A 24,259-nucleotide genomic window follows, 5' to 3' on the forward strand; every position below is an offset into this window, starting at 1 on the left:
ATATTAAAAGAGTATTTAAAATATCCTAGAAGTCAGGGTTCAGTTACTTCGGAATTGGTATCGATATCCTATTTGAAAGGCAATATCAGTAGAATTATCCATATTCACGACATTCTCTACAAATAGTAACTCAATTGCCGAATTTTCCATTCGATACCGGTAACCTGCTAGTATTTCATGCACAGCAAAAGATAGATCAGAGATCCCATTTTCTGCTCCTTCATATAAACGATACTCAAGATGAAGTTCGTGATTTTCTATAAACTGAAATTGATAGCCTCCCGCCCAAGAATACCTCAAAGTATTGTGTGGTAAATCTCCAATGGTTTGCGCATCGTATTGATATACCACACCCACATTGGTGAACAAACTATGGTCAGCCACTCTGAATTCATAATTTAATTGAAGAGATTGTTCTAGTTGGTGACCTTCAAATGCACCGTTTGGCACTCGGTTATAAAAAATTGATGTCCCAGCAGATAAGCCATGATGTTCAACTGCTATTAGTTGGTACTGCGCATAAAAGGTGAATGCACTACTTATAGTATCCCCTTCAAAATCATCCACCCTGATATTGTACTTTGGTACAGCAATATTGAACTGATGATCATCGACTTGATCCCTGCCATTATGTTGGATGCTAAAGAACTCATGGAAACCTTCAATTGGACCATCTAAATAATTATTTGAGGCGTAGTTCCAACGGTAGTGGAGGTCTAACTGAAGTTGAGGTGTAGCTTGCCATTTCGTACCGATGAAAAGTTGATTTTGATAATAATCGGCTCGGTAGTCACGAGTTTTTATCCAAATACTTGCAGCTGTTAAAGCTGAATACATCTCAGTTGAACCGTTTTCCATCGAATAACCAGAACGTAGTTGGGGGGTGAGGCTGTTTGTTTGAAGAGGAGCTTGAGCGTAACTGAGTAACGGACCAAAATTTGGTGTTGAATGTGGCTCGGAGGCTGATAGCTCGTCAATCGCAAAGCTTTGGCTTGTGTAGAAAAAGAATAGTGCCGCGAAGATGAAATGCGTGATATGAAGTGTCATCTTGTTTATATCGAGAGTAATCAAATCATAACCCGGCTCAACGACTTTTCTCATACTAGCCTCCATGCAAAGCATAATTACTAATAGGAAAAGTCTAGTTAGATAAATGATAGATATCTAATTAATTACGTAAACTGTTTCTTAGTATCTATATGTTGCTAATAGACCGAAATTTGTGTCGTCAATTGAAAGAGGGTGTAAATAGAGGGTATTTAGAAAGGAGAGTGAGGCAGTTGAAAGCTCTGTTTGATAGCTTTCCCGAGGCGGAAAGCTATCAAACAGAGCTTATTAATTAAATCGTTAATTAGAAAGAACAATCTTAGGTGAAATGACGACAGGTTGCGCCAAAGTGAGAATCACTGGAGTAAGCGCTTTAGTTACATTAGTAAGGGTGTTGATGGTAGGGGCTAAGTTAATGCTTTTGATCGGTGAGGCAATCATCAAATTTGGAGCATATCGTGTACTTGTACATCCAACAGTAGAAGTTAATGCGATAGTAGCTAATAGTAACTTATTAAAAATGTTCATAGTTTCGTCCTTTATCTATGTAATCTATGCAAAGGAGATAAAGTATTTAGAATGCATCTCCTCTGACCTGTGAGGTAACAATGCATCTGTATTGGTTATAATTAAAGCTCAAACATTCAAGTTTATAATGTTGAAACTTGAAGTCGCATATTATGTTACTTGCCGTTGATAGAACCAATAGTATCGAACATATCGAAATGCCAACGCCTTAAAGCGATCACAATTGAGGTGCCATTTCGGTCTTTTATGTCAAGTTTAGAGTCGTCTTGGCATTCTTCATGGAAATCATCAATCAGCTTTTGAATTTTCTTCTGAAATTTTTGGTTGGTATGAGGAGACATAAGCCCAGTTGCCATAACTAATTTTTCATCTTGGCGATCAAAATGGCTATTAAAAAATTGTGGTAAGACTTCGTTAAGGAAGAAAGATTGAATCGGACCGCCTGCAATCCAATTAAAAGTAGGGGAAAGTAACAATCGAATACGATTCTCAGGCAATAATTCAATAATCCCAATGCGATCAAGTTCAGCAAGCTTTTGGATTAACATGCTTTTATTTATATTGTAACGATCCAATATTTCATGAAATTTGAAACCGTTCATTACGCACACAGAGACCATTAGTAATGCTTTATCGTCAACGATGTTCTGTTCTTGAGCGAGAGTTAGTGTTTGTAGCCCCGTTGTCGATAGAGAAGCGAGTCGAAACAGTTCCGCTAAATCAAACTGCATAAGTTCGCAAATTCTGTTGAGCCTAGACAAACTGATATTACTTCCATCAGCCAGAAGACGTTTAACTGAGCCTTCACTTAGATCCAATTGGACGGCAATGTCTTGATATTGAATTTCATGTAGTTTGAGCTGTTTTTTTAGCTCTTTAATGACAAATTTTGTACCGGCAGGCATATCGACTCTATATATTTATAAAACCCATTAAATCAATAAATAGAACTTAACAAGTAACTGAATAAAATAAAACTTTTGATGTGGATGACAAAGCATAAATTTGAGAAACTCTGCTGATTTCTACTTTTAAAGTTAAAGCTAGATCAATGTTTAGGCTCAGTAATACAGTTGTCTTATGCATTTAATTAACGAAACTAACATTTTTATTTATACTATTGTTATTAGATGAAGCAAAAAATTAAGGACTTTTAGATGAAATTGTTGGTTTTTATATTTGCTTTAGCACTATTTCCAATCGCTCAGGCTGAGCCTATGCAAATTATTTGGAAAAACAATCAGCAGCCCCCGATTATTTTGGAGATTAAAGATCTTCAAAAAATGCCCAATACATCTTTTACAACCGACTTACCTTGGCTCAACGGTGAATCCAAATTTACGGGTGTTTCCGTGTCTGATTTGTTCGATGAACTGGATGTTGAGCTTCCTGAAGTCATGACCGTACGAGGTTTGAATGACTATTCAGTTGATGTGCTGAAATCTGATATTGAACAATATCATCCGATAATTGCTTTTCTGAAAGATGGAAACTTAATGCCTGTTAGATATAAAGGGCCGTACTGGCTGATTTATTCGTTGAATCAGTATCCTGAATTAGACACTCCTGCTTACCATTCTCAAATGGTATGGCAGATAGAGAAAATTGAACTGATAGGCGATGACGAATAATTTTAAAATAATTCAACCTTTCTTACGTATAGCAAAAGTTATGTTGCTTACCATTTCATGTGTATTGCTACTTGCTAATATCTCTTTAATGAAGGAAACACGTCAGCTTGCAAAGTCGTATTCCGATCACCAAAACCAAGCAACATGGTTTCTTTTTCAATTAACGAAAGAGTTATCTGAACTTGTGGCTGAATCGAACCATATTGGAGACGGTGATGAGCATATGAAGTTTGTATGGTTGAAATATGATTTAGCCTGGAGCAGGTTCGATTTAGTGCTAGAGAGTCGTGAAGCTGATAATTTCCTTTCCAATAACCACACGAAGTCTTTCTTTACGAGTTTATTTGAAGATTACAAAGCACTGGAGCCTATGCTGCATGGAGTGTCAGATACCGACTTGGAAAAAGGGAAGTTATTCAACGAAGCGGTCAATGACCTTTATGTAAATATGATCGACTTTGTGAACCGAAACTTTAGAGTCGCAAGCCCGTTGTATCAAGAGCAACAGAGGAAAGCTAATAGACTTGAATCGTTACAGTGGGTTTTTCTAATTGGCTTTGTCTTTTGTATTTGTTTGATTAGTGGCACTTTCTATTTGGAAGCTAGGCACCATAAATATATTGCAATATCTGACTCGCTTACTTCATTAGGTAATCGACTTGCTCTGTTTGAAGCCATAGGTAAGCTTAAACAGGATCAAAAAAACTTTACAGTTTATCTGCTAGATATGGATGGTTTCAAAGCCATAAACGACCAATTTGGGCATCAAGAAGGGGACAGAGTGCTTGTGGCTTTCGCAAAGTACTTAAATGGTATTACAGTTCCAAATTGTGAAGCTTATCGGATTGGAGGGGATGAGTTTGCAATTGTTCAAACTTTTAGTAACCCAACTTTGGAAGGCAGCGTGGTTAATTACGTGCGTTATCCTTCACAAGGTAATAACTACTTCAAATATAGCCAGCTCGCAGTCAGTGTTGGGGTATCGCATTACCCGGACGATGCCGAAGAGGTAGATGACCTTTTGGGTATTGCGGATATGAAGATGTATGAGATGAAGTTTTCTAATAAGCAGGATAAACAGAAGCGAAAAAAACAGGTATGATACGGCAGTTTTTTAAATCCTGAGTTGGGAAGGTCATGGCAAAGTTAACATTACAAGAGCAAATGCTAAAAGCTGGCTTAGTAAATGAAAAAAAATTAAAGAAAGCAAAGAAAGGCTCTAAAAAGTCTCGAGTACAAGCAAGAGAAGCAAAAGCTGCAGCTGAAGAAACAAAATTGACGCAGCAAGCGAAAGATAAAGAGTTAAATCAACAGCTAAAAGACAAGCAGTTGAGTAAAGAAATTAAAGCTCAGGTGAAACAACTGATCGAACTTAATAAGTTGGATCTTAAGAGCGGTGAGATCAAATATAACTTCACAGATGGCACTATCGTAAAATACCTTTATGTTGAAGAGTTGACTCGTAAACAACTGAGCAGTGGTATTTTAAGCATTGCTCGTGAAGGTGAGGGTTATGCCGTTATCCCTACAGGTGTTGCAAACAAAATCGCGATGCGTGATGAAGAATCAATAATTGATACTCAGATAACGGAAGAAGTCTTAGACGAAGATGATCCATATAAAGATTTCGTAATCCCAGACGATCTAATGTGGTAATGCCTTCTATTAGAAATTTTTAAGACAGCAAAGGCGTGCATAAGAGCTTTTCTTAAACATCTTAGGGCTATGCTGATAACTTAAAATATTCTTATTAAAAATGCAGCGGCTATTGATAAAGTAGCCGCTGCATTTTTGTATCTAGGCAATCAATGCATTGACTAAATAATTGATATAGCATGTCTTAATTCATCAGTGTTACGAGCGGTCTTTAAAGTAGTCTCGAACAAATTGAATGAACACTTTATGCTTTTGCGCTGGGTAAATCATCTGCGGGTGGAATAAATACACACTGTTATTCATTTCAATACATTCATCGGCAAGAACTAGTTCCAATTCTCCATTCATTACCTCTTTTTCTACGTAATAACTCGCAATACGAAGAATGCCATTCCCAGCTAGGGCTTGCTGTTTCAGCAAATGGTTTTCGTTGCTCGATACCCAGCCGGATACGGTAATATCTTCCGATAAAAGTGGCCATAACCTTTGATGTAAAGTTGCTAAGCATTGGTGGTTGTGAAGATCAGAGACTTGATTCGGTCTCCCAAACTCTTCTAGGTATGCTGGTGATGCTACTAAGTCATGCTGGTATGAGATAAGTTTGGTTGCCACCATGTTCTCAGGTGGAGTATTAGTAGCTCTGAAAGCGATATCAATACCGTCTTGATTTAGGTTGAATGTTGTATAGCTAGAGTTGATCTCAAAACAAATGTCAGGATAGATCTTCTTAAAACGCTGACAAATATCAAACAGAAAAACTTCAGCGAACATTTTAGTTGCGGTAAGCCTAAGCAAGCCACTGACTTTTTCATGCTCATCAGACACACTCCGTTCTAGGTCTAGCACTTGGCTGCGAATTGTTAGCCCCTGTGCAAGCACTCGCTCGCCTTCTTGAGTCAGGCGAACACTGCGAGTTGTGCGAACCAGTAATGGGCATTTTAATTCAGCTTCAAGCCTTTTTACTTGCTCTGATAAATAGCTTTTTGATATTCCTAATGTTTGAGCTGCCTTAGTGAAATTAAGCTGTTGAGCAAGTTCGACAAAAAGCATTAAGCGTTCTATGCGCTTGTGTTCATTCATCTTGTTTTCACCTTTCCCCTGAAATGCTGCGAAATTTGGATAGCAGCGATGGCTGACCAATATCTTGTTTGTTCATTATAGCGAACAATCAATTCGGAAAAAGCCTATTTAGTTTATTATAAAGAACAATATGATGTGAGGATATCTTTACGAATGAGAAACGATTATGAGTAAAACATCCACTTCAAGCCAGGCGATTCCATTGTCGAACTATCTTCCAAACGTTAGCACTATTGCCTATGGGTGTATGGGTTTAGGTGGCGGTTGGAATTCAAAACCAACCTCTAAAGAGGATGTTAAGCAAGCTAATGATATTATTGAACTGGCATTAGAGTCGGGGATCAACGTGTTTGATCACGCTGATATTTATACATTCACTAAAGCTGAACAGGCATTTGGATCTGTTCTAAAACAGAGCCCTTCGTTACGTGACAACATGTTTATCCAATCTAAATGCGGTATTCGTTTTCAAGGAGAAGGCAACGTGGGTCGTTATGATTTTTCTTCAGATTGGGTGAGTCAGTCAGTTGATAGCATTTTGCAGCGCTTAAATACTGAGAAGTTAGATGTACTTTTGTTGCACAGACCAGATCCTCTGATGAATTTAGAAGAGCTCGTAGAAGCACTTCATTCAATCCATAAGCAAGGAAAAGTCGACTTTTTCGGTGTGTCGAACATGAATAGTCATCAAATTCAGTTTCTTCAATCAGCACTTGAGCTACCCATTGTCGCCAATCAGATGGAGATGAGCTTAGCTAAATTAGACTGGCTAAATGAAGGCGTGATGGTGAATACTGAGGGCTACCACCAATCTGATTTCCCCGCTGGAACTATTGAGCATTGCCGTATGAATGGCGTCCAATTGCAGGCGTGGGGTTGTTTGGGTCAAGGTCGTTTTTCAGAGTTAGGTCATCATTCTGAACACGAAAATATACGTAAAACGGCTCATTATGTAACGCAGCTTGCTGATCAATATGGCGTAACAAGTGAAGCTATTGTGTTGGCATTTTTACTAAGGCACCCAGCAAATATTCAGCCAATTATCGGTACTACCAATTTAGATAGGATCAAAGCCTCTTCACGGGCTACCGAAGTGAGGTTAAGCCGAGAAGAATGGTACAACCTTTACGTGTATTCTCGCGGGCAAGCGTTGCCATAGTGATGTTTGAAAGTTCATCGAAGAAAGTTCATTGAAATAGGAATTATTTATGCTGAATTTAAGCCTTGCACAACACTTAGTGAATACAGCATTAGATCTTGCTCGAAGTCGTAATCAATCTATCGCAGTGAGTATTTGTGATACTCATAGTGAGTTGGTTAGTTTTTCTAAAATGGATGAAGTTAGTGTTCAAGCTGGGCTATTAGCTCAGAACAAAGCCTATACATCGGCAAGAGATCGGCAGCCAAGTGGTAACCTAGGCGCGTGGGCAAAAGAAACAGGGAAGGACATAAGTTACTGGACTGACTCTAGGATAACTGGCTTCAAAGGTGGTATTCCTATTGAAAAGGGTGAACAGATAATTGGAGCGGTTGGTATCAGTGGTTTAAGTGAGCAAGAGGATGAAGAGCTTGCTAAAGAAGTGATTGTTCGTTGCCTTTAATATTTACTCATTCCCAAAAATTTCTGATTACCCAAGTAATAATCCGTATTCAGTTTGGCGATTTGAAATGCGAGTAAACTGAATGATAAAAAACCGACGTCTATAGCGTCGGTTTTTTGTTATGGATTAGATGAGTAATCGTTGAATCACTCATCAAATAAGCCAATTAGAAGTAAGTATTTAAGCGTTCGCTTCTTCAAGCTTAGTTTCAGACTCTTTCTTACCTAATATACGGCTAGTGATTGTACCTGCAGTCATTGCTCCTGATACATTAAGTGCTGTACGAGCCATATCGATAAGTGGCTCGATAGAAATAAGCAGTGCCGCAATAGTCACTGGAAGCCCCATAGCTGGTAGTACGATAAGTGCAGCGAAAGTCGCGCCGCCACCTACGCCAGCAATACCAAAGGAGCTCACGGTAATAATAGCAATCAGAGAAATAATGAAGTTGATGTCCATTGGGTCAATGCCTACAGTTGGAGCAACCATTACTGCTAGCATTGCAGGGTAAATACCCGCACAACCGTTCTGACCAATTGTTGCACCGAATGAAGCTGAAAGGTTAGCAATTGCTGGTGGTACGTTTAGCTTGGTAATTTGAGCTTCAACATTCAGTGGAATAGTGGCCGCAGAACTACGAGATGTGAAAGCGAACGTTAAAACAGGCCAGATTTTTTGGAAGTACTCTTTCGGGTTTACGCCAACAAAAGAGACTAATACACCGTGCACAACAAACATCAGAAGAATAGCTACGTAAGACGCGACGATGAATCCTAGCAAACTTAAGATATCTGAAGCACTTGATGTTGCTACAACCTTAGCCATTAGAGCTGCGATACCGTAGGGCGTGAGTGCCATTATCATCTTAACCAAGCGCATTACGATAGATTGAGCTGCTTCGACAAAAGTGCGAATTGGTGATTCAAGTTCTTCTTTTTCTGCCATTACTTTACGTGCAGCAATACCTGTAAGCACACCAAAGATAACAACCGCAATGATTGATGTAGAGCGAGCGCCTGTTAAATCTGCAAATGGATTGGTTGGAATAAAGCTAACCAGCATTTGAGGGATCGTTAAGTCAGATACTTTACCAATGCGGCTTTCAAGTGCAGCAATACGAGCGGTTTCACGTGATCCTTCTACCAGCCCTTCAGCAGACAGTCCGAACGCTTGTGTTACTATAATACCGACAATCGCAGAAATAGCAGTTGTAGCAAGCAATACCGAAATCGTAAGACCTGAAATCTTTCCTAACGATCCACCTTTTTCAAGTTTGACTACCGCAGCAATCATTGAAACAAGTACAAGTGGCATGATGACCATTTTAAGTAAACCAACGTAACCGCGGCCAACCACATTCACCCAATCCAATGTTTCTTTTATTACTGTGCTGCCTTCACCAAATATCAGCTGCAAGCCTAGACCAAATGAGCTACCGAAAACTAAACCAAGCAGCACTAAGCGTGAAAGAGTGTGTTCTTTTTTCTGCTGTCCGTAGAGAAAGAATAGAATACCAATGAATATCGCTAACGCCGCGATAGCTGGAAATGACATTTGACGTCCTTATGAATTACTTAATTTTAATGAGCTGAGTTATATATGGTCAGCAATACTGTTAGGTAAGATAGCGACCTGTAACAAAACGTAAAATAAGCAAAAGTAATTTAATAGAACGAATGGGAATAACTGATTTGGCTGGTGATTATGCATTCACCAGCCTGATGTTTAACTGAACATATTAACGATATTTTGAAAGTAAATTGAGCATTTCAGTCGAGTCATACATTTCAATTGGGTGATAATTAATTTCAAATAATTTAAACAACATGGCTTGCGCAACGTCGTATGCTGCAATAGGGCGAAGGTTTTTAAATTTCCCAAGTAAGAATGGGGAGAAAATTGGCATTAACTTTTGAAGAAGCTGCTCATCGGATCGGCTTTGTTTTCTTTCACCGGTTAGGGGACCTGGCCTCATGAATAGTACTTGTTTAAATCCCATCCTCATTAAGTTCTGCTCCATGTTGCCTTTGCAACGTAAGTAATGAGAATAAGATTGAGTAGAAGCACCGTAACTAGACACAACCGCCATTCTTTCGACCCCAAGTAATTTCATGGTCTGTGCCACTTCGCAGACAAGCTCCACATCTACTTTTCTTAATGCTTCCTTTGAACCTGCTTGCTTTAATGTTGTACCTAAACAGATCAACCCAAGTGTTGGCGGCGGTAAAGTATCTTCCCATTGGTTAATGTGTAAATCAGCATTAATGATATTAGTTAATTTACTTTGGTCGATTGAGCTATCGAAAAGAGACGATCGCGACAGCGCGTAAACGTGAGATATAGCAGGCTCTATCACTAATAGCTTTAACGCATGACCTCCAATTAATCCTGAAGCTCCTGCAATGATTACGGAAGTGTTGTCACCTGAGATAGTCATTAATTATAAATACCTTGTTTCCTGTGTGAATTCGAACCTAATATGATTATCCAGTGTAGTGGTTTGTTATAGAGCAGTCTGTGATGTTTAAGTGTTTATTTTTATTGAATTATCATTAGTTAATAATAGATAGAGACTGACTTAGCGAGTAAACTAATTCGAGCTTGGTTCACCTAATAATCATTAAGTTGTATATAGAACCTTCTATTGAATATCAAACATAGACCAAGGATGCGCTATGAATATCAAATTTGATACGCTTGCACCAACGCAAATTTATCACCTAATGACTCAAACTATTGTCCCTCGTCCAATTGCATGGGCACTGACTGAATCCTCCCCAGAAAATTATAACCTCGCGCCATTTTCTTATTTCACGCCTGTTTCAAGTAATCCACCATTACTGATGCTGTCTGTAGGCAAAAAGCCTAATGATGAAATTAAAGACACCACACGAAATGTGCTAGAAACAGGGAAAATGGTGGTTCATATTGCGTCTGCTCATTCTTCTGAAGCGGTCACTGCCACTGCCGCAACGCTTGACCACGGGGAATCAGAGATCTCTACCAATGGTATTGATCTTGTCGATTTCGAAGGCTTCAGCTTACCAAGGCTAAAAGAATGCAGTATTGCTTTTGGCTGTAGCCTGTTTGAAGTGAAAGAGCTAGGTGCCACGCCTCAGAGCCTAATTTTCGCTCAGGTTGAGTGTGTCTACATTTCTGATGACGTTCTAGACAAAGACAGTGAAAGGTTAAAAGTTGACGCTTTGGCGCTTGATCCATTATCTCGATTAGGTGGTGGTGAATACGCGACTTTATCAAACGTGTTTTCTGTCGCTCGCCCAAAATAACGGTACATTAACTCATTACTACCGCCTAAGAATCCCAATTAATAGAACCTTTATGCTAAACACAAAATACTCGCAAGATATCCAAAATCATATTGACCAAAAAACAAAGCCATTAGGGGCGCTGGGTCAATTAGAGCAAGTCGCACATCGATTGGCATTGATTCAAAGCCAAGGAAAAGATCAGGCGGTTACAACCATTGAAATTAGAAAGCCGAGCTTAATTATCTTTGCTGGGGATCATGGTATTGCAGATGAAGGCGTGAGTATTGCACCAAGTGCGGTGACACAACAAATGGTTCTAAACTTCTTAAATGGTGGAGCCGCGATCAACTGTTTTTGTACGGTGAACGACATTGATTTAACCATTGTTGATACCGGAATACTATTACCTATAGATCAAGTGCTTGTAGAGCAAGCATCTGTACAGAAAGAAAACCCAACTTTGGTAGCTCAACGTCTAGGTCGACGAACTGCAAATTTTGCCAAAGAAGCGGCAATGGCAGATGAGCAAGTTGAACGTGGTCTGGTTTTAGGTGGGCAGATAGTTTCTACAAAAGTGTCTCAAGGTTCTAACTTGATCATGTTTGGTGAAATGGGGATCGGAAATACCAGTAGTGCTTCGGCAATTCTAGCGGCTTTAACAGGCAGTAACGTTGAAAATTGTGTTGGGTTAGGTACGGGTATCAGTTCCGAACAACTAGCACTTAAAACTCAATTAGTCTCAAAAGGTGTTGCACGCTGCGCGGAATTGTCTGAGCAAAGTGACTTATCTCATAAAAGGGTGCTGACTTCGCATAACTTATCGCCACAAAACTTGTGCCCACATAAGGTGTTAGCTGAGGTTGGTGGCTTCGAAATTGTACAAATGGTGGGAGCTTTTCTTTCAGCATATCAACATAAAACACCAGTCTTAGTTGATGGCTTCATTGTTTCTGTCGCAGCTTATGTCGCAACACTTATTGAGCCTAATGCACGTGAATACATGATATTTGCACATCGTTCAGAAGAGTCTGGTCATAAAATTGTTTTACATAAATTGAATGCTGAACCACTACTGGATCTTGGGCTACGCCTTGGTGAAGGGACTGGCGCGGCATTGGCACTACCAATCATTAAAGCTTCCGCTCAGTTTTATAATCATATGGCGAGTTTTGAAAGTGCTGGAGTGACTGTTTAATGGCCGAAGAGAATACGCTTACATTAACGCAGCGCATTAAATACCAATGGGAGTTGTTTGCTCTGGCGCTAAGCTTCTTTTCACGAATTCCTATCCCAGCGAGCACACCATATTCAGAAGAAAGAATGAACCGTGCGGGTCGATATTTTTCTCTGGTTGGCTTATTACTTGGTGCATTATGCGGGATAAGTTATGTATTGCTTGAACTGGTATTCCCTGCAACTGTCAGTATTTTTCTCACTATGGCTTTTAGTTTGATGCTCACAGGCGCATTTCATGAAGATGGTCTAACCGATATGGCTGATGGTGTTGGTGGCGGCATGACGCTAGAGCGCCGTTTAACCATAATGAAAGATAGCCGAATTGGTACATATGGCGCATCTGCTCTTGTTATGGCGTTGCTAGGTAAGTGGCTGCTTCTCAATGAGTTATCCTCCGTTACATCTCTTTTCGGCATTTTGGTTGTCAGCTACGGTCTTAGCAGAGCAGTTGCTGCATCTTTAATTTATGATATGCCTTATGTAAGTGATTTAGATGCAAGTAAGAGTAAGCCATTGGCAAGTAAACAGACGCTGGGCGAATTAGTGTTTCTAATGGTTATTGGATTTTTGCCTGCACTTTGGTTTGGTCTTGAGATTGCTTTAGCTCTCCTAGTTTTAGCTTTTATCTTTCGATTCTTCTTCAAAAAATGGTTGTTAGCACGTTTAGGTGGCTTTACTGGTGATTGTTTAGGCGCTGGGCAGCAGTTGATGGAGTTATTGATCTATCTCTTTTTCATTGCGATGTTTAACTAAATGGATTAAAAAATGAACAACCATCATCTTATTCTTGGTGGAGCCCGTTCTGGAAAGTCAGGCTTTGCGGAGCAAAAAGCGATTGAACTTGCGAACAGTTCAAATGACCTGAGGCTGAACTATGTTGCGACGGCTATTTGCTTTGATGAAGAAATGAAGGAGCGAATAGCACACCATCAACAACGACGAAATGAACGTTGGATTGAGCATGAAGAATCGAGTGCTTTAGATACCTTGTTCAGTGGATTTGACCATAATGATATTGTGCTGGTGGACTGCTTAACACTGTGGTTGAACAATGTCATATATAACTTAGGTGAAGAAGCAACGAATGAACAAGTTGAATTAGAAATTGAACGCCTTGTTTCAAGCGTGAACCAATCCAATGCTCAATTTATAATGGTTTCAAATGAAGTCGGTCTAGGCATTGTTCCAATGGGAAAGGTCTCACGTTTGTTTGTTGATAATGCAGGTAGAATGAACCAAGCACTTGCAAGAGTCGTCGCTAATGTCACTTTTATTGCCGCTGGTTTACCGATGAAGTTAAAGTCTTGAAATTAATTAACTTGGCGTTATTGTCTTTAAATTACTAAAGAGAAACCATCAGTTAGGCAGTAGTCGTGATGGAAAAATACAGCTGAGCAAGGTCAAAAAATAAGACAGAATGTTGAAGACGAAGAATATTTATTTAGTAAGGCACGGTAAGGTGGAAGGGAAACCTGCATTGAATGGTTCCACCGACGTGCTTGTTACTACTGAAACGCAACAACAAATCAAACAGGCATTACAGGCTTATCCTGTCGAGTTTGATCAAGTTATTACTTCGCCACTAAAGCGTTGCTACGATGTCGCGACTCTGTATTCGAAAGACTTAAATGTTGGCATGTCCAGCGACCCTAGATTTCAAGAAATGAACTTTGGTGATGTTGATGGTGTTCCTTTTGATGATTTAACTCAGCAATGGAATGAACTAGAACAGTTTTGGCAAGATCCGGCAAACCATGCGCTATCTGGTGCGGAAAGTTTACACTCATTCAGAGAACGGGTTCTTAGTGGTTGGTCGCACGTTTTAGAAAGCTCAGGTGACAATATATTACTCGTTACGCATGGTGGCGTCATTCGAGCTCTATTGGCTCATGCTCTGAATATTGATTGGACAAACCCCAGTTGGTATTCAAATTTATCGATTGCTAATGCATCGATAACTCATATTAAAATTACTCACGCAGACCAAGATTTTATTAGCGTGAAATCTATTGGTTTAGCGCTTCTTTAGGCGTTTAGCTCGTTTCGCATACTTTCATTGCGATGGGGTGTGTTTTTGATTGAATCTCATTTTGATTAAAACATAGTCTCGGTTGAACGTTATTAGCACAGATTAAACGTTGTTAATATAACTACAACGGTAAAAAGGAATTATCAAATGACAGCTCCTAGTTGGGACTTAACGATCGCTTATCGTGATTTAGACGATGCAAAAATTGAACAAGATATTGAACTGATTCAGCAATGCATAGAGCTTATGTACCTGCATGTCGACAAGCGAGATACGGTTATCGCAATGCAAAATGCCATTCAAACTTCAGAAGCGGCAGGCACATTGCTAAGCACCATTAACACATTTGCTAATTGTTACGCATCGGTAGACGCGACTCATACTGAAGCTAAAGCTTTGCTCGGTCGTGTTGCTAAATTGAATTCAGAAATGTCTCAAGCTTTCAGTCCATACGAGGACACGTTAATTCACGCTCAGCCAGAATTTATTAGCGATGTATTGGACCACGAAAGCCCAGATGTAGCGGGGCAGTCATTCTTAATTGAAAGCAGCCGTAAATTAGCGGATAGCCGCTTAAGTGTGGTTGAAGAACAGCTATTGTCCGCTATGGAAGTAGATGGTCGTGATGCTTGGGGACGTTTATACAATAACTTAACTGGTTCGCTAAAGCTGTCGTTGAAATTGGATGGAGAAGACGAAGTTCTTGGCTTTTCACAAGCTGCCAGCCTTCTATATGGCAGTGAATTTGATAAACAAGAAAGTGCATGGCGAGCAATACAAGGTGCGATGCAAACGCATCAAGAATCTTTTGCCTCAATCTTGAATGCTTTAGCTGGTTGGAGACTAACGGAAAATAAAAAACGTTCAAATTTAAAAGACGTTCACTTTCTAGCACCAAGCTTGCACGGCAGCCGTATCGTCCCTGAAACGCTAGATAGCATGATGACAGTTGCCAAGGCAAACCGAGGTGTGGGGCAAAAAGCCGGAAAGCTAATGGCACAAGTACACGGTCTAGATGAAATGAAACCGTGGAATCACTTAGCTGCAATGCCGCCATTAGGGGATGCAGAAGCCAAAGTTTACCCATTTGAGGAAGCCATTGAGCTAATCAAAACAGCTTTTGCGGAAGTCGATGAAGAAATGGCGCAATTCGTACAGCTCATGGTAGATAACGGTTGGGTTGAAGCTGCACCAGCTTCGAACAAACGCTTAGGCGCTTATTGCACTAAATTTGCCGCGACCCGCACACCTCTAGTCTTCATGACCTGGAGTGGTAGCCGCTCTGATTTGATGACATTAGCTCATGAATTGGGTCATGCTTTCCATAACTGGGTTATGCGTGATATGCCACTTTGCCAAACACGATACCCAATGACACTTGCGGAAACAGCGTCAATATTTGCGGAAAATATTGTGCGTGATTACTTGCTAAAGCAGGCGAAAACAAAAAATGAAAAATTAGAAATGTTGTGGGAAGAGCTTTCTTCTTCATTAGCATTAATGGTGAATATTCCGGTACGATTTGAATTTGAAAAAGCCTTCTACGAACAGCGTGAAAAGGGTGAGCTTACCGCAGAACAGCTTTGCTCTTTGATGGAAACAACGTGGAAAGATTGGTACGGCGAAGCAATGACAGAAGCTGATACATACTTCTGGGCAAGCAAACTTCACTTCAGTATCTCAGGCGTGAGTTTTTATAACTACCCATACTTATTTGGCTACTTATTTAGTAAAGGGGTATATGCGCAAAGAGAAGCGAAAGGAGAGCAGTTCTATGGGGATTATGTGTCATTACTTCGTGATACTGGCAGCATGATGGCAGAGGAAGTCGTAGAAAAGCACTTAGGAATGGACCTTACTCAAGGTGATTTTTGGCAACAGAGTATCGATATGGTTAAAAATCAAATCGATGAATTCGAAAGCCTGCTCAACCAGCCCGATTAATTGATCTCAGTCGGTTCATCTATACCGGGAGCTATGTTAGGTTACGTAGCTCTTATTTATATGAAAACTCAACGAGTTAACAGAATGAGTTACTGCAATATCTATCTGCTCAATATTCGTTCAAAGGATGGGTTTTTGTGAGTGATAATTTAATTTCTGTTGATAAGTGCGATCCTAGCAACAATATTTGTATGCACAATTTATTAACATACGGCCGTGCAATTAAGGAGTAGCGCATGACGAAATCTCTCTTTCGCCAATCATTTCTTTTTGACAGCCTAGATCTTGAACAGGAAATGCCGGCAGGACGCACCGTTTTATCAAATGGTGTAGAACTTAAGCTCCACCAACGCGGTGTACTTGAAGTGATCCCTGCTGATTATAGCGATCAAAGTAAAAATATAATCTTCTCTTGCGGTGTACATGGTGATGAGACTTCGCCAATGGAACTGGTTGACAAGTTGATCGAAGATATTGAAACGGGTTTTCAAACAGTAGAAGCTCGTTGTCTATTTATCATTGCTCACCCAGAAGCAACGAATGCACATACTCGCTTTTTAGACGTAAACCTAAATCGTTTATTCGATGAAAAAGAGCGAGAGTCTAACCGTGAAGTTGAGATCGCCAAGTGGCTTAAAAAATCTGTAACGGACTTCTACGAAGGAACACAAATAGAGACTCGTTGGCATTTAGATCTACATTGTGCCATTCGTTTGTCTAAACATTATTCGTTTGCTGTCAGTCCGAAAGTTAGGCATGCCGTTCGTAGCAAAGCATTAGTTGAATTTATCAACAGTGCGCACGTAGAAGCGATTTTACTTTCTAACTCGCCATCAAGTACTTTTAGTTGGTACAGTGCTGAAAACTTTGCAGCTCAGGCACTAACGATGGAACTAGGGCAAGTGGCTCGTATTGGTGAAAACCAGTTAGATAAGTTAACTGCGTTTGATTTAGCAATGAGAAACCTTGTTTCTGAAATTGAACCAGAGCATTTACCTAAACGTACGATTACTTACCGTGTAAGTCGCACGATTGTTCGTTTACACGATGACTTTGATTTCATGTTCACTGATGATGTCGAAAACTTTACGAGCTTTAAGCACGGCGAAGTTTTCGGTCATGATGGTGATAAGCCCTTAATGGCAAAAAACGAAAACGAAGCAGTAGTTTTCCCAAATCGTAAGGTTGCGATTGGTCAACGTGCTGCTTTAATGGTGTGTGAAGTTGAAACTCGTTTTGAGCATGACCAATTAGTGTACGATTAATGGGTTAAAAGATTTTTAGTTTACAATTAATCTAATTATCACAGCGAAGGTTATACATACGGAAGGGTATAAATACCGCTCAACCGTTTGAAATATCAAGGTTCATGGCTTGCTGTGAACCTTGAGTTTGTTTGGGGATAAAGGTAAGGTTACGCGAACATTGATAAAGTAGCGTGATATGGATTTCCAACAACTCATTCTTCAAAAACAGACCAGATGGAAACGTGCCATTTACGCCATGGTCGCATTGCTCGTCATACTGAGTAGTATATATTTAATGGTAGGCGACTTGTTCATATCTCCCCTAGAGTCCCTATCTCCACTTCAAGAAAAATTACTTGTCGATCTAAGACTTCCTCGCTTACTCGCTGCGATAGCGATTGGTTCGGCGCTGGCTGTTTCAGGCGCAAGCCTCCAGGTACTGTTAGGTAATGTATTGGCTGAGCCTGGTGTGCTGGGTATATCAGGTGGTGCCAGCCTAGCGATGGTCGTTGTTTTATTTTTTCTCCCGTTTGCTCCCACACCTGAATTATTCATGATTGCGGCCATTGTAGGTTCACTCTGTTTTACTATTATTTTGGTCAGTATGGTCAAAATGATGCGTTTAACCACGACTAAACTCCTGCTGGTAGGTGTGGCTCTGGGTATATTGTCCGGGGCAATGGTGACGTGGGCATTCTATTTTAGTGATGATCTGAGCTTACGTTTATTAATGTATTGGTTAATGGGTAGTTTAGGTGGCGTCACTTGGTATCAGCACTCATTAACTCTTGTTATGGTTCCAGTTATCATTTGGTTATGCTTACAGGGCAGTAAGCTCGATAAATTGATGATAGGTGAAACTCACGCTGCTCAGCTTGGTATAAATGTAGATTCGCTACGTTGGCGTTTAATTGTCGCTGTCTCGATTTTAGTCGGTTGTGCTGTGGCTCTAGGTGGTGTGATTAGCTTTGTAGGCTTAGTGGTACCTCATTTATTGCGGTTAGCCATTGGCACCGATAACCGGTTTTTACTGCCACTTTCAGCTGTAGCTGGTGCTGCGCTGCTGGTGTTTGCCGATATTTGTGCCCGTACACTGTTAGATTCTGCTGAGTTACCTTTAGGTGTGATGACGACCAGTATTGGCGCCCCAATCTTTATTTGGATGTTGATAAAAAACCATGATTCGAATTAAGAGTTTACAGGTCGATTCTCGTTTACTGCCTTTGTCATTTGAGCTTAAGAAAGGGCAGGTTACGCATGTTATTGGTCCTAATGGCAGTGGAAAAAGTACGTTACTTACGGCTTTATCGGGGATCAGTGACAGTTATAAAGGTGAAGTTTGGCTTGGCGAACGTCTATTAGCCGATGTGTCACTAAATGACTTAGCGTTATACCGCTCTTATCTTAGCCAAAGTGCCAGACCTGCTTTTAATCTTGAAGTCTTCCAGTTTTTAGCGCTGTCATTACCGAGCACTTCTTCTGATACAAATAATGAAGTACAAGTGAAAGCCGTGACACAAGCGATTGATGAAATTTGTCATATGCTTGAAATTAGCGACAAATTACACCGTTCAATTCAAGCATTGTCTGGTGGTGAGTGGCAAAGAGTCAGGCTGGCAGGCATGTGCTTGCAAATTTGGCCGACCTTAAACCCATATTCAAATCTGCTGATTTTGGATGAGCCTGCCGCTCCATTAGATATAGCTCAAGAAGCATTGCTCTATAAATTAATTCAAAGAGTGGCAGAGCAGGGCATTGCAGTCATTATGGCGAATCATGATCTGAACCGGACATTAAGACATGCAGATCAGGTATTGCTGCTTGATAATGGGGTCTTACAAGCGCTGGGTAGTGCTAAAGAAGTCATGACTCCAAAGCAACTCGCTTCAGTGTTTAAGACGGAAGTGAAAAGTGTCACAGTAGATAAGCAAGATTACCTACTATTTGGGTAAGCTTTTTTTTTGATATTTTGTTGAACAAAACTTATCCCCAATACACGCTTAGTTAGGTGTCCCGGAAATAAAAATGCCACGCTATTTAACCTATTGGTTAGTGGCGTGGCATTTTTGTATTTGCTGTTTGTGTTTTCCAACTTTGTGTCGGCGGCTTAACTTTGAACTATTCCGCAGTTAAACAGTTAAACAGTTAAACAGTTAAACAGTTAAAGCCTTTAGGTCCGCAGGGCGGTAGTAAACTGACTTTAATACTTTACCTTGGCGGATAGTTTTTCCTTCAGACACGAAGTCTTCTGCACATTTAGCAATAATGTAATCGCCTTTTTGAACAGCCATCAGCTTAATGTTCTGCTTCGCGTAAAAAGCTTCAGTATCGGCAAACTCTTCTTCGTTACGGCAGACTTTACTCATGTTGCTTGAGTGCACTTCATCCCAGCAAGGAATGAAATCAATATTGCGGTTTTTAGCCACGTTCAATAGAAGATCAATGAGGTAGCTAATGGCAATATTGTCTTCAATGTTTTTCTGACCCAGATGAACAAGACGGCCCATTAACACATAAACACTATCTACAATAGCGTCAGCCTGTTCCATTTTACAATCGGCTTCAGCAAGCTCTGTCAGTTCTTCAATAGCAAGGGAAGTGTGTAGAGTGTCGGCTTTATCATCTAAGGTTTGAGGCGCGGCAACAGGTAAATCAAAAGTGCTACGAAACTCTTCTATATCGCTATAAAGGTGGCTGTAGATTTCTTGGCTCAGTTGAGAAAGGGTCATAATCCTATCCATTTTATTTTGGTAACTGACATTTTATCAAAGCTGATATCTTGGTGCTAACGGTTATCAGTTAATACCAATAATAATCGAGCTATTTTCTTGGCAGACATACTAATAACTGACCAAAGTAATTGATTTAAGATGGAAATTGCACTTTACTCAAAGGGTAATGTTGATTGGGCTTTTATCGAAGAGCTCTAAATACACAATGTTGAGATAGCATTTATGCATGAAGCGAGTGAAAGTGAAGTTGTGATACGTCGTTTGTATCAAATCACAAATGATTATCAGAAAGGTTTTAATATCCAGATAAGTGAACTGCTTATCATGGGGTTAGAACGTTTCAATTTAGATATAGGGATACTTTCTCGGATTGATGGTGATGTATACACCGTTCTTCACTGTGTTACTCCTGAAGGTGTGGCTCTTGAGGTAGGTGATACGTTTGAATACTTTGCTACTTATTGCCAAATTACCTGTGAAGCTACAGGACCAGTTTCTATTGAACATTGTGGTAAAGATGATGCGTATGCGACTCATCCTGCTTATCAAGCATTTGGTCTTGAGTCTTATATTGGTATCCCAATTTACGTTGATAATGAAATTTACGGCACATTAAACTTCTCTAGTGCAACCCCTTATCCAAGAACATTTAAAGAGTTCGATATTGATGTAATGAAGCTTATGGCTTCTTGGATTGAAGTTGAAATTGTTCGAAGAATACAAGAGCGAAAGCTGGTTGAGCTGAACGAAAAGCTAGAGTATCAAGCACTTTATGATCCACTCACTAAATTGCCGAATCGACGTTGTTTATTTAGAACATTGAATACGGAAGTGGACAAGCTGAAAGGACATAAAGGTTTTGGCACATTAGCTATGGTAGATATCGATTTATTCAAGTTAGTAAACGATAACTACGGTCATCAAATCGGTGATGACGTGCTGAAAAAAGTGGCACAGATATTATCAGTTAATGCAGTGGAAGAAGAGTTTGTTGCACGGTTTGGTGGAGAGGAGTTCTTACTATGGTTCCCTAGTCTTTCACCAACAGTTGTTGAAAATAAACTTGCAGAATTATTAAATGCAGTTAAATCTATCACTCTAGATCGTAAGCCGATTACGGTATCCATTGGTGCTTGTCATTTCCAACTTACTTCTGACAATGTAGATGATAATAGAAAGACAACTCTTGATACGCTTATCAGCTTAGCGGATGAAAGTCTTTATGAAGCAAAAGATAATGGTCGAGATCAATATATGACTTGCACCTATCAATTTTTAGAGCAAGTAGATTAGGTTCATAATTACATAAAGTAAGGGCTTGTAGTGACAAATCACTACAAGCCCTTTTTTATTTCTTACTGACATTATGACTCACCAATATGTGGTGAGTCGTGATAGGTATGTCAGTTCAATCTATCTGAATAAATAAGGAAATAATTTACGGCGTTCTTCGTTGTTTAATGATTCAACACGCGCAATGTTAGTGTCAGGGATTGCTTCAGGGTTAGGGTAGTGCTTCAAAACCTTTTCCATGCTTGCTTCCCTAATTAGATGATAAACAGGGTATGGTGAGCGGTTCGTTAGGTTCTCATCATCTTCTGGGTCTGCGCCGCCAAAGCAGTAGTCAGGGTGGAAAGTAGCAACTTGATAAATACCTTCCCAATCTTGTTGCTTAATCAGAGCTTCAATCCAATCAATAAACATGTTGTAGTCGAAGAAATCTTGCAGCATGTTAGGTACAACAACGAGTGTCGTTTCTAGTTCGGCTACAGGTGTTTTATCGAGTTCAACAAAATGAGTCATAATATCCTCAAGAAGTGACTCTTCCGTTTCGGCTTGGCTTACAAAGATCTTAATCTGTTTATTACGCTGTGGTTTCGCAGCAAATGGGCATAGGTTTAACCCAATAACAACATCGTCTAGCCATTGCTTGACTTGGTCGTGGATGATTTGAATATCAGGTGTTGTATTGGTTAGAGACATGACCGCTTCCATTGTAATTTTTGCGTAGGATATCAGAACATGTGCTAATCAAAAGGAATAATTCGCTGCTCCTTAGGCTTTAACTGGTTGAGTAACTTTCACACTCTGATTTTTTTGGTTTTTAGATAACTGATATAAACCAATAAAAATACCAGCAAAGAATACTAACCCCCCAGCAATAACGCCTTGCCATTCAAACTTTTGCCAGCAGTAAAGTAAGACAAACCCTCCTAGACTCCCCCCTATATAGTAATGAACTAAGTAGAGCGCAGTTGCGGTAGCCTTGGCGGTAGTGGCTTTTTGACTGACCCAAGAGTATGCCAGCGTGTGAGTGAAGAATGCCCCAAAGCTAATCATTAATAGACCAATCAACATGAAAGGGAGTTGATCAATCGCCGAGGTCAACATTCCTATTAAGCTGACGCAAGTGCCGAAAAACATCCCAGTTAAAGGGCTAAAAGAACTTGCCCATCGTCCTGATAGTTTGGAACTGATGGTCCCGGCTAGGTAACAAAGGAATATCAGTGAGGCTAATCCCACTGGTATCGAGTGTGGTTCCGCGACTAATCGAAAGCCCATGACTGAGTAAAGGTTTACGAAAAGTGCGAAGTTTGCTCCGCCAATTAACATAGCAAACCAAATGGTGCGGTTGTTGAGGTGCTTAATCACCGCTCTGTTATGGTGGAAGAACAGACCGCGTTGAGGAGAGAACTTACGTTGTTTAGGTAATTGAAAGTAGATGAAGAGTGCACCTATAAATGAAAAGACAACGAAAATAAGAACCGCGATCCTCCAATCAAACAAATCAGTAAATAAGCCCCCAAGAATTCTCCCTACAATGCCTCCAAGTGAGTTGGCTGCAATGTACCCGCCAATCGCAATGGAAAAGGCTTTTGGTGAAAGCTCTTCCACCATGTAAGCGACGGCAACACCAGCAAATGCAGCAATGGCAACACCCATAAAGGCACGGGTAATAACAAGCTCAAGTAGAGATGTTGTAAAAAACATCATCAGCCCAACAAGAGGAATAGAAAATAACCCGAACAGAATTACAGGCTTACGTCCGAAGCTTTCGGAGGCAATTGCCCAAGGTACTAAGCTAATAGATAAGCCTAACGTTGATGCTGCAAATAACCAGTTTATCTGCGTCTCACTTACTTGAAAATGTTCCGACATATGTGGCAGTAAGGGTTGGAACAGGTACAGGTTGCAGAAAATAATGAATGACCCAATCGCGAGTGAGCGAGTGATTTTTTTGTATTGAGGCGTACCAGTTTCAATCATGCTTTGATTTCACATAGTCAACGTAAGGATTTGTGAACAAAGTAACAGTGCTATTGTAATTAAAGAAATATATTAAAATTATCACTTCGATATATTATTTTAATAGCCATGCTTGAATCGAAACCCTTAAGACACTTCTTAGCTGTTGCTCAATCTGGCAATTTCACAGCAGCCGCTAAAACACTTCACATCGCTCAGCCTGCGTTAAGTATTTCAATCAAAAAGTTGGAAGAAACATTAGATACCACCTTATTTCGTCGAGGTGACAAACAAGTGTTATTGACCGAAGAAGGTAAGGTGTTGTTCGATCATGCTAAACGAATATCTCAACAATTTGAAGATGCTCAATTAGCTATGAATGAGCTCAAGGGGTTAGAGAAAGGGGAAGTGAGGTTAGGTGCTCCAAGTATGATGGGCAGCTATTTCTTTCCACAAATTGTAATGGCTTTTAAAAGCCAATATCCAAATTTAAAGTTGTCTATCATAGATGCCGGAACGGAATCAATTAGAGAAATGCTCTTAAATGGCGAACTCGATATTGGCGTAATTAATAATGATAATGTGCCAGATGATCTTGAAATTGATCATCTGCTGTCTTCTGAAATGCTTGCAGTTGTAGGTAAAGAACACCCATTCGCGAGTTTATCGGAGCTGTCGTTTGAAGAGTTTTTTAGCCAAGATCTTGTGATGTTTAAACCTGGCTATTTTCACCGTGACTTTATCGATTCTGTTTGTGAAAAAACAGGCTTAGACATGACGATTGCCTTTGAAACTAACTTATTAGCGATGATTCTTTCGATCGTAAAACAGGAATTTGCAGTTACTGCATTATTGGGCTTGGTGACAGAACATGAAAAAGATGTGGTGGGCGTGCCTTTTTCTACACCAGTAAAACTTAATCTAGCCTTGGCCTGGCGCAAAGAAGGCTACCTATCACGAGCAGATAAAACCTTCATTGAGTTTGTTAAACGCTACGTTTAATTAAGCATGTT

25 protein-coding genes are annotated in these 24,259 nt (G+C 40.1%); 16 read left to right on the plus strand and 9 right to left on the minus strand.

Translation table 11 applies throughout. The features are described 5' to 3' along the window. Positions 1-39 precede the first annotated feature (39 nt). The 3 genes from OCU78_RS06300 to OCU78_RS06310 form a co-directional block, all read right to left on the minus strand. Positions 40-1,101 (minus strand): DUF3187 family protein, encoded by a 1,062-nt coding sequence (locus OCU78_RS06300; protein ID WP_240701708.1) that lies wholly within the window; start codon positions 1,099-1,101, stop codon positions 40-42. A gap of 246 nt (positions 1,102-1,347) precedes the next feature. Then, positions 1,348-1,575 carry a hypothetical protein gene (locus OCU78_RS06305; protein WP_137372693.1) on the minus strand — a complete coding sequence of 76 codons (228 nt, stop codon included), beginning with the start codon at positions 1,573-1,575 and terminating at the stop codon, positions 1,348-1,350. 155 nt (positions 1,576-1,730) lie between these two features. Further along, complete coding sequence (locus OCU78_RS06310; protein ID WP_137372694.1) at positions 1,731-2,480, minus strand: helix-turn-helix domain-containing protein; 750 nt, start codon at positions 2,478-2,480, stop codon at positions 1,731-1,733. Positions 2,481-2,732: 252 nt separating this feature from the next. On the opposite strand from OCU78_RS06310, the gene OCU78_RS06315 reads away from it, so the two are divergent. Genes OCU78_RS06315 through OCU78_RS06325 form a run of 3 tightly spaced genes read left to right on the plus strand, consistent with a single transcriptional unit; the run spans position 2,733 to position 4,862 of the window. Next, positions 2,733-3,206 (plus strand): oxidoreductase, encoded by a 474-nt coding sequence (locus tag OCU78_RS06315; protein WP_137372695.1) that lies wholly within the window; start codon positions 2,733-2,735, stop codon positions 3,204-3,206. After that, positions 3,196-4,308, plus strand: coding sequence for a GGDEF domain-containing protein (locus OCU78_RS06320; protein ID WP_137372696.1), 1,113 nt, complete (start codon positions 3,196-3,198; stop codon positions 4,306-4,308). The genes OCU78_RS06315 and OCU78_RS06320 overlap by 11 nt, the downstream gene beginning before the upstream one ends. 35 nt (positions 4,309-4,343) lie before the next feature. After that, positions 4,344-4,862: a DUF2058 domain-containing protein gene (locus OCU78_RS06325; RefSeq protein WP_137372697.1), complete on the plus strand. Its 519-nt coding sequence runs from the start codon at positions 4,344-4,346 to the stop codon at positions 4,860-4,862. A gap of 198 nt (positions 4,863-5,060) precedes the next feature. Here the strand turns inward: OCU78_RS06325 and OCU78_RS06330 are convergent, their stop codons facing one another. Further along, a complete protein-coding gene (locus OCU78_RS06330; protein ID WP_137372698.1) occupies positions 5,061-5,942 on the minus strand; it encodes a LysR family transcriptional regulator in 882 nt (293 codons plus the stop codon). Positions 5,943-6,108: 166 nt separating this feature from the next. Between OCU78_RS06330 and OCU78_RS06335 the strand changes: the two genes are divergently transcribed. Further along, entirely contained in the window at positions 6,109-7,101 is a 993-nt protein-coding gene (locus OCU78_RS06335; RefSeq protein ID WP_137372699.1) for an aldo/keto reductase, read from the plus strand. Positions 7,102-7,150: 49 nt separating this feature from the next. Further along, on the plus strand, positions 7,151-7,543 hold the full coding sequence (locus OCU78_RS06340; protein ID WP_137372700.1) for a GlcG/HbpS family heme-binding protein: 393 nt from the start codon (positions 7,151-7,153) through the stop codon (positions 7,541-7,543). Between the two features lie 180 nt (positions 7,544-7,723). On the opposite strand, the gene OCU78_RS06345 is transcribed toward OCU78_RS06340, so the two are convergent. Together OCU78_RS06345 and OCU78_RS06350 are read right to left on the minus strand one after the other, a co-directional pair. Further along, positions 7,724-9,097, minus strand: a complete 1,374-nt coding sequence (locus tag OCU78_RS06345; RefSeq protein WP_137372701.1) for an L-cystine transporter — start codon at positions 9,095-9,097, stop codon at positions 7,724-7,726. 184 nt (positions 9,098-9,281) lie between these two features. Next, positions 9,282-9,980, minus strand: a complete 699-nt coding sequence (locus tag OCU78_RS06350) for an NAD-dependent epimerase/dehydratase family protein (protein WP_137372702.1) — start codon at positions 9,978-9,980, stop codon at positions 9,282-9,284. Between the two features lie 238 nt (positions 9,981-10,218). Here OCU78_RS06350 and OCU78_RS06355 point away from each other — a divergent pair, with 238 nt between their 5' ends. The 9 genes from OCU78_RS06355 to btuD all read left to right on the plus strand — a co-directional run bounded on the left by OCU78_RS06355 (position 10,219) and on the right by btuD (position 19,220). After that, entirely contained in the window at positions 10,219-10,830 is a 612-nt protein-coding gene (locus OCU78_RS06355; protein ID WP_137372703.1) for a flavin reductase family protein, read from the plus strand. Positions 10,831-10,882: 52 nt separating this feature from the next. Next, a complete protein-coding gene (gene cobT, locus OCU78_RS06360) occupies positions 10,883-12,007 on the plus strand; it encodes a nicotinate-nucleotide--dimethylbenzimidazole phosphoribosyltransferase (RefSeq protein WP_137372704.1) in 1,125 nt (374 codons plus the stop codon). Then, complete coding sequence (locus OCU78_RS06365) at positions 12,007-12,801, plus strand: adenosylcobinamide-GDP ribazoletransferase (RefSeq protein ID WP_137372705.1); 795 nt, start codon at positions 12,007-12,009, stop codon at positions 12,799-12,801. The genes cobT and OCU78_RS06365 overlap by 1 nt, the downstream gene beginning before the upstream one ends. Positions 12,802-12,813: 12 nt before the next feature. Further along, positions 12,814-13,356: a bifunctional adenosylcobinamide kinase/adenosylcobinamide-phosphate guanylyltransferase gene (gene cobU / locus OCU78_RS06370; RefSeq protein WP_137372706.1), complete on the plus strand. Its 543-nt coding sequence runs from the start codon at positions 12,814-12,816 to the stop codon at positions 13,354-13,356. A gap of 109 nt (positions 13,357-13,465) precedes the next feature. Then, positions 13,466-14,077: an alpha-ribazole phosphatase family protein gene (cobC, locus tag OCU78_RS06375; protein WP_137372707.1), complete on the plus strand. Its 612-nt coding sequence runs from the start codon at positions 13,466-13,468 to the stop codon at positions 14,075-14,077. Positions 14,078-14,224: 147 nt separating this feature from the next. Next, complete coding sequence (locus OCU78_RS06380; RefSeq protein ID WP_137372708.1) at positions 14,225-16,021, plus strand: M3 family oligoendopeptidase; 1,797 nt, start codon at positions 14,225-14,227, stop codon at positions 16,019-16,021. A 236-nt stretch (positions 16,022-16,257) separates the two neighbouring features. Beyond that, positions 16,258-17,286, plus strand: coding sequence for a succinylglutamate desuccinylase (locus OCU78_RS06385; RefSeq protein ID WP_137372709.1), 1,029 nt, complete (start codon positions 16,258-16,260; stop codon positions 17,284-17,286). Between the two features lie 178 nt (positions 17,287-17,464). After that, on the plus strand, positions 17,465-18,460 hold the full coding sequence (gene btuC, locus OCU78_RS06390; protein WP_137372710.1) for a vitamin B12 ABC transporter permease BtuC: 996 nt from the start codon (positions 17,465-17,467) through the stop codon (positions 18,458-18,460). Beyond that, complete coding sequence (gene btuD / locus OCU78_RS06395; RefSeq protein WP_137372711.1) at positions 18,447-19,220, plus strand: vitamin B12 ABC transporter ATP-binding protein BtuD; 774 nt, start codon at positions 18,447-18,449, stop codon at positions 19,218-19,220. Before btuC ends, btuD begins: the two co-directional genes overlap by 14 nt. A gap of 201 nt (positions 19,221-19,421) precedes the next feature. Here the strand turns inward: btuD and OCU78_RS06400 are convergent, their stop codons facing one another. Beyond that, positions 19,422-19,997, minus strand: coding sequence for a nucleoside triphosphate pyrophosphohydrolase family protein (locus tag OCU78_RS06400; protein ID WP_137372712.1), 576 nt, complete (start codon positions 19,995-19,997; stop codon positions 19,422-19,424). Positions 19,998-20,222: 225 nt separating this feature from the next. On the opposite strand from OCU78_RS06400, the gene OCU78_RS06405 reads away from it, so the two are divergent. Further along, positions 20,223-21,293: a sensor domain-containing diguanylate cyclase gene (locus OCU78_RS06405; protein ID WP_137372713.1), complete on the plus strand. Its 1,071-nt coding sequence runs from the start codon at positions 20,223-20,225 to the stop codon at positions 21,291-21,293. A gap of 120 nt (positions 21,294-21,413) precedes the next feature. On the opposite strand, the gene OCU78_RS06410 is transcribed toward OCU78_RS06405, so the two are convergent. Next, a complete protein-coding gene (locus tag OCU78_RS06410) occupies positions 21,414-21,983 on the minus strand; it encodes a DUF1415 domain-containing protein (protein ID WP_137372714.1) in 570 nt (189 codons plus the stop codon). A gap of 72 nt (positions 21,984-22,055) precedes the next feature. Further along, complete coding sequence (locus tag OCU78_RS06415; protein ID WP_137372715.1) at positions 22,056-23,267, minus strand: MFS transporter; 1,212 nt, start codon at positions 23,265-23,267, stop codon at positions 22,056-22,058. Positions 23,268-23,375: 108 nt separating this feature from the next. Here OCU78_RS06415 and OCU78_RS06420 point away from each other — a divergent pair, with 108 nt between their 5' ends. After that, positions 23,376-24,248 carry a LysR family transcriptional regulator gene (locus tag OCU78_RS06420; RefSeq protein WP_137372716.1) on the plus strand — a complete coding sequence of 291 codons (873 nt, stop codon included), beginning with the start codon at positions 23,376-23,378 and terminating at the stop codon, positions 24,246-24,248. Positions 24,249-24,259 lie beyond the last annotated feature (11 nt).

Source organism: Vibrio gallaecicus, from assembly GCF_024347495.1.
GTDB classification, from domain to species: domain Bacteria; phylum Pseudomonadota; class Gammaproteobacteria; order Enterobacterales; family Vibrionaceae; genus Vibrio; species Vibrio gallaecicus.

Coding starts and splice junctions, on each gene's coding strand:
- OCU78_RS06300 (WP_240701708.1), bottom strand. CDS start 1,101: ATGAGAAAAGTCGTTGAGCCGGGTTATGATTTGATTACTCTCGATATA.
- OCU78_RS06305 (WP_137372693.1), bottom strand. CDS start 1,575: ATGAACATTTTTAATAAGTTACTATTAGCTACTATCGCATTAACTTCT.
- OCU78_RS06310 (WP_137372694.1), bottom strand. CDS start 2,480: ATGCCTGCCGGTACAAAATTTGTCATTAAAGAGCTAAAAAAACAGCTC.
- OCU78_RS06315 (WP_137372695.1), top strand. CDS start 2,733: ATGAAATTGTTGGTTTTTATATTTGCTTTAGCACTATTTCCAATCGCT.
- OCU78_RS06320 (WP_137372696.1), top strand. CDS start 3,196: ATGACGAATAATTTTAAAATAATTCAACCTTTCTTACGTATAGCAAAA.
- OCU78_RS06325 (WP_137372697.1), top strand. CDS start 4,344: ATGGCAAAGTTAACATTACAAGAGCAAATGCTAAAAGCTGGCTTAGTA.
- OCU78_RS06330 (WP_137372698.1), bottom strand. CDS start 5,942: ATGAATGAACACAAGCGCATAGAACGCTTAATGCTTTTTGTCGAACTT.
- OCU78_RS06335 (WP_137372699.1), top strand. CDS start 6,109: ATGAGTAAAACATCCACTTCAAGCCAGGCGATTCCATTGTCGAACTAT.
- OCU78_RS06340 (WP_137372700.1), top strand. CDS start 7,151: ATGCTGAATTTAAGCCTTGCACAACACTTAGTGAATACAGCATTAGAT.
- OCU78_RS06345 (WP_137372701.1), bottom strand. CDS start 9,097: ATGTCATTTCCAGCTATCGCGGCGTTAGCGATATTCATTGGTATTCTA.
- OCU78_RS06350 (WP_137372702.1), bottom strand. CDS start 9,980: ATGACTATCTCAGGTGACAACACTTCCGTAATCATTGCAGGAGCTTCA.
- OCU78_RS06355 (WP_137372703.1), top strand. CDS start 10,219: ATGAATATCAAATTTGATACGCTTGCACCAACGCAAATTTATCACCTA.
- cobT (WP_137372704.1), top strand. CDS start 10,883: ATGCTAAACACAAAATACTCGCAAGATATCCAAAATCATATTGACCAA.
- OCU78_RS06365 (WP_137372705.1), top strand. CDS start 12,007: ATGGCCGAAGAGAATACGCTTACATTAACGCAGCGCATTAAATACCAA.
- cobU (WP_137372706.1), top strand. CDS start 12,814: ATGAACAACCATCATCTTATTCTTGGTGGAGCCCGTTCTGGAAAGTCA.
- cobC (WP_137372707.1), top strand. CDS start 13,466: ATGTTGAAGACGAAGAATATTTATTTAGTAAGGCACGGTAAGGTGGAA.
- OCU78_RS06380 (WP_137372708.1), top strand. CDS start 14,225: ATGACAGCTCCTAGTTGGGACTTAACGATCGCTTATCGTGATTTAGAC.
- OCU78_RS06385 (WP_137372709.1), top strand. CDS start 16,258: ATGACGAAATCTCTCTTTCGCCAATCATTTCTTTTTGACAGCCTAGAT.
- btuC (WP_137372710.1), top strand. CDS start 17,465: ATGGATTTCCAACAACTCATTCTTCAAAAACAGACCAGATGGAAACGT.
- btuD (WP_137372711.1), top strand. CDS start 18,447: ATGATTCGAATTAAGAGTTTACAGGTCGATTCTCGTTTACTGCCTTTG.
- OCU78_RS06400 (WP_137372712.1), bottom strand. CDS start 19,997: ATGACCCTTTCTCAACTGAGCCAAGAAATCTACAGCCACCTTTATAGC.
- OCU78_RS06405 (WP_137372713.1), top strand. CDS start 20,223: ATGCATGAAGCGAGTGAAAGTGAAGTTGTGATACGTCGTTTGTATCAA.
- OCU78_RS06410 (WP_137372714.1), bottom strand. CDS start 21,983: ATGTCTCTAACCAATACAACACCTGATATTCAAATCATCCACGACCAA.
- OCU78_RS06415 (WP_137372715.1), bottom strand. CDS start 23,267: ATGATTGAAACTGGTACGCCTCAATACAAAAAAATCACTCGCTCACTC.
- OCU78_RS06420 (WP_137372716.1), top strand. CDS start 23,376: ATGCTTGAATCGAAACCCTTAAGACACTTCTTAGCTGTTGCTCAATCT.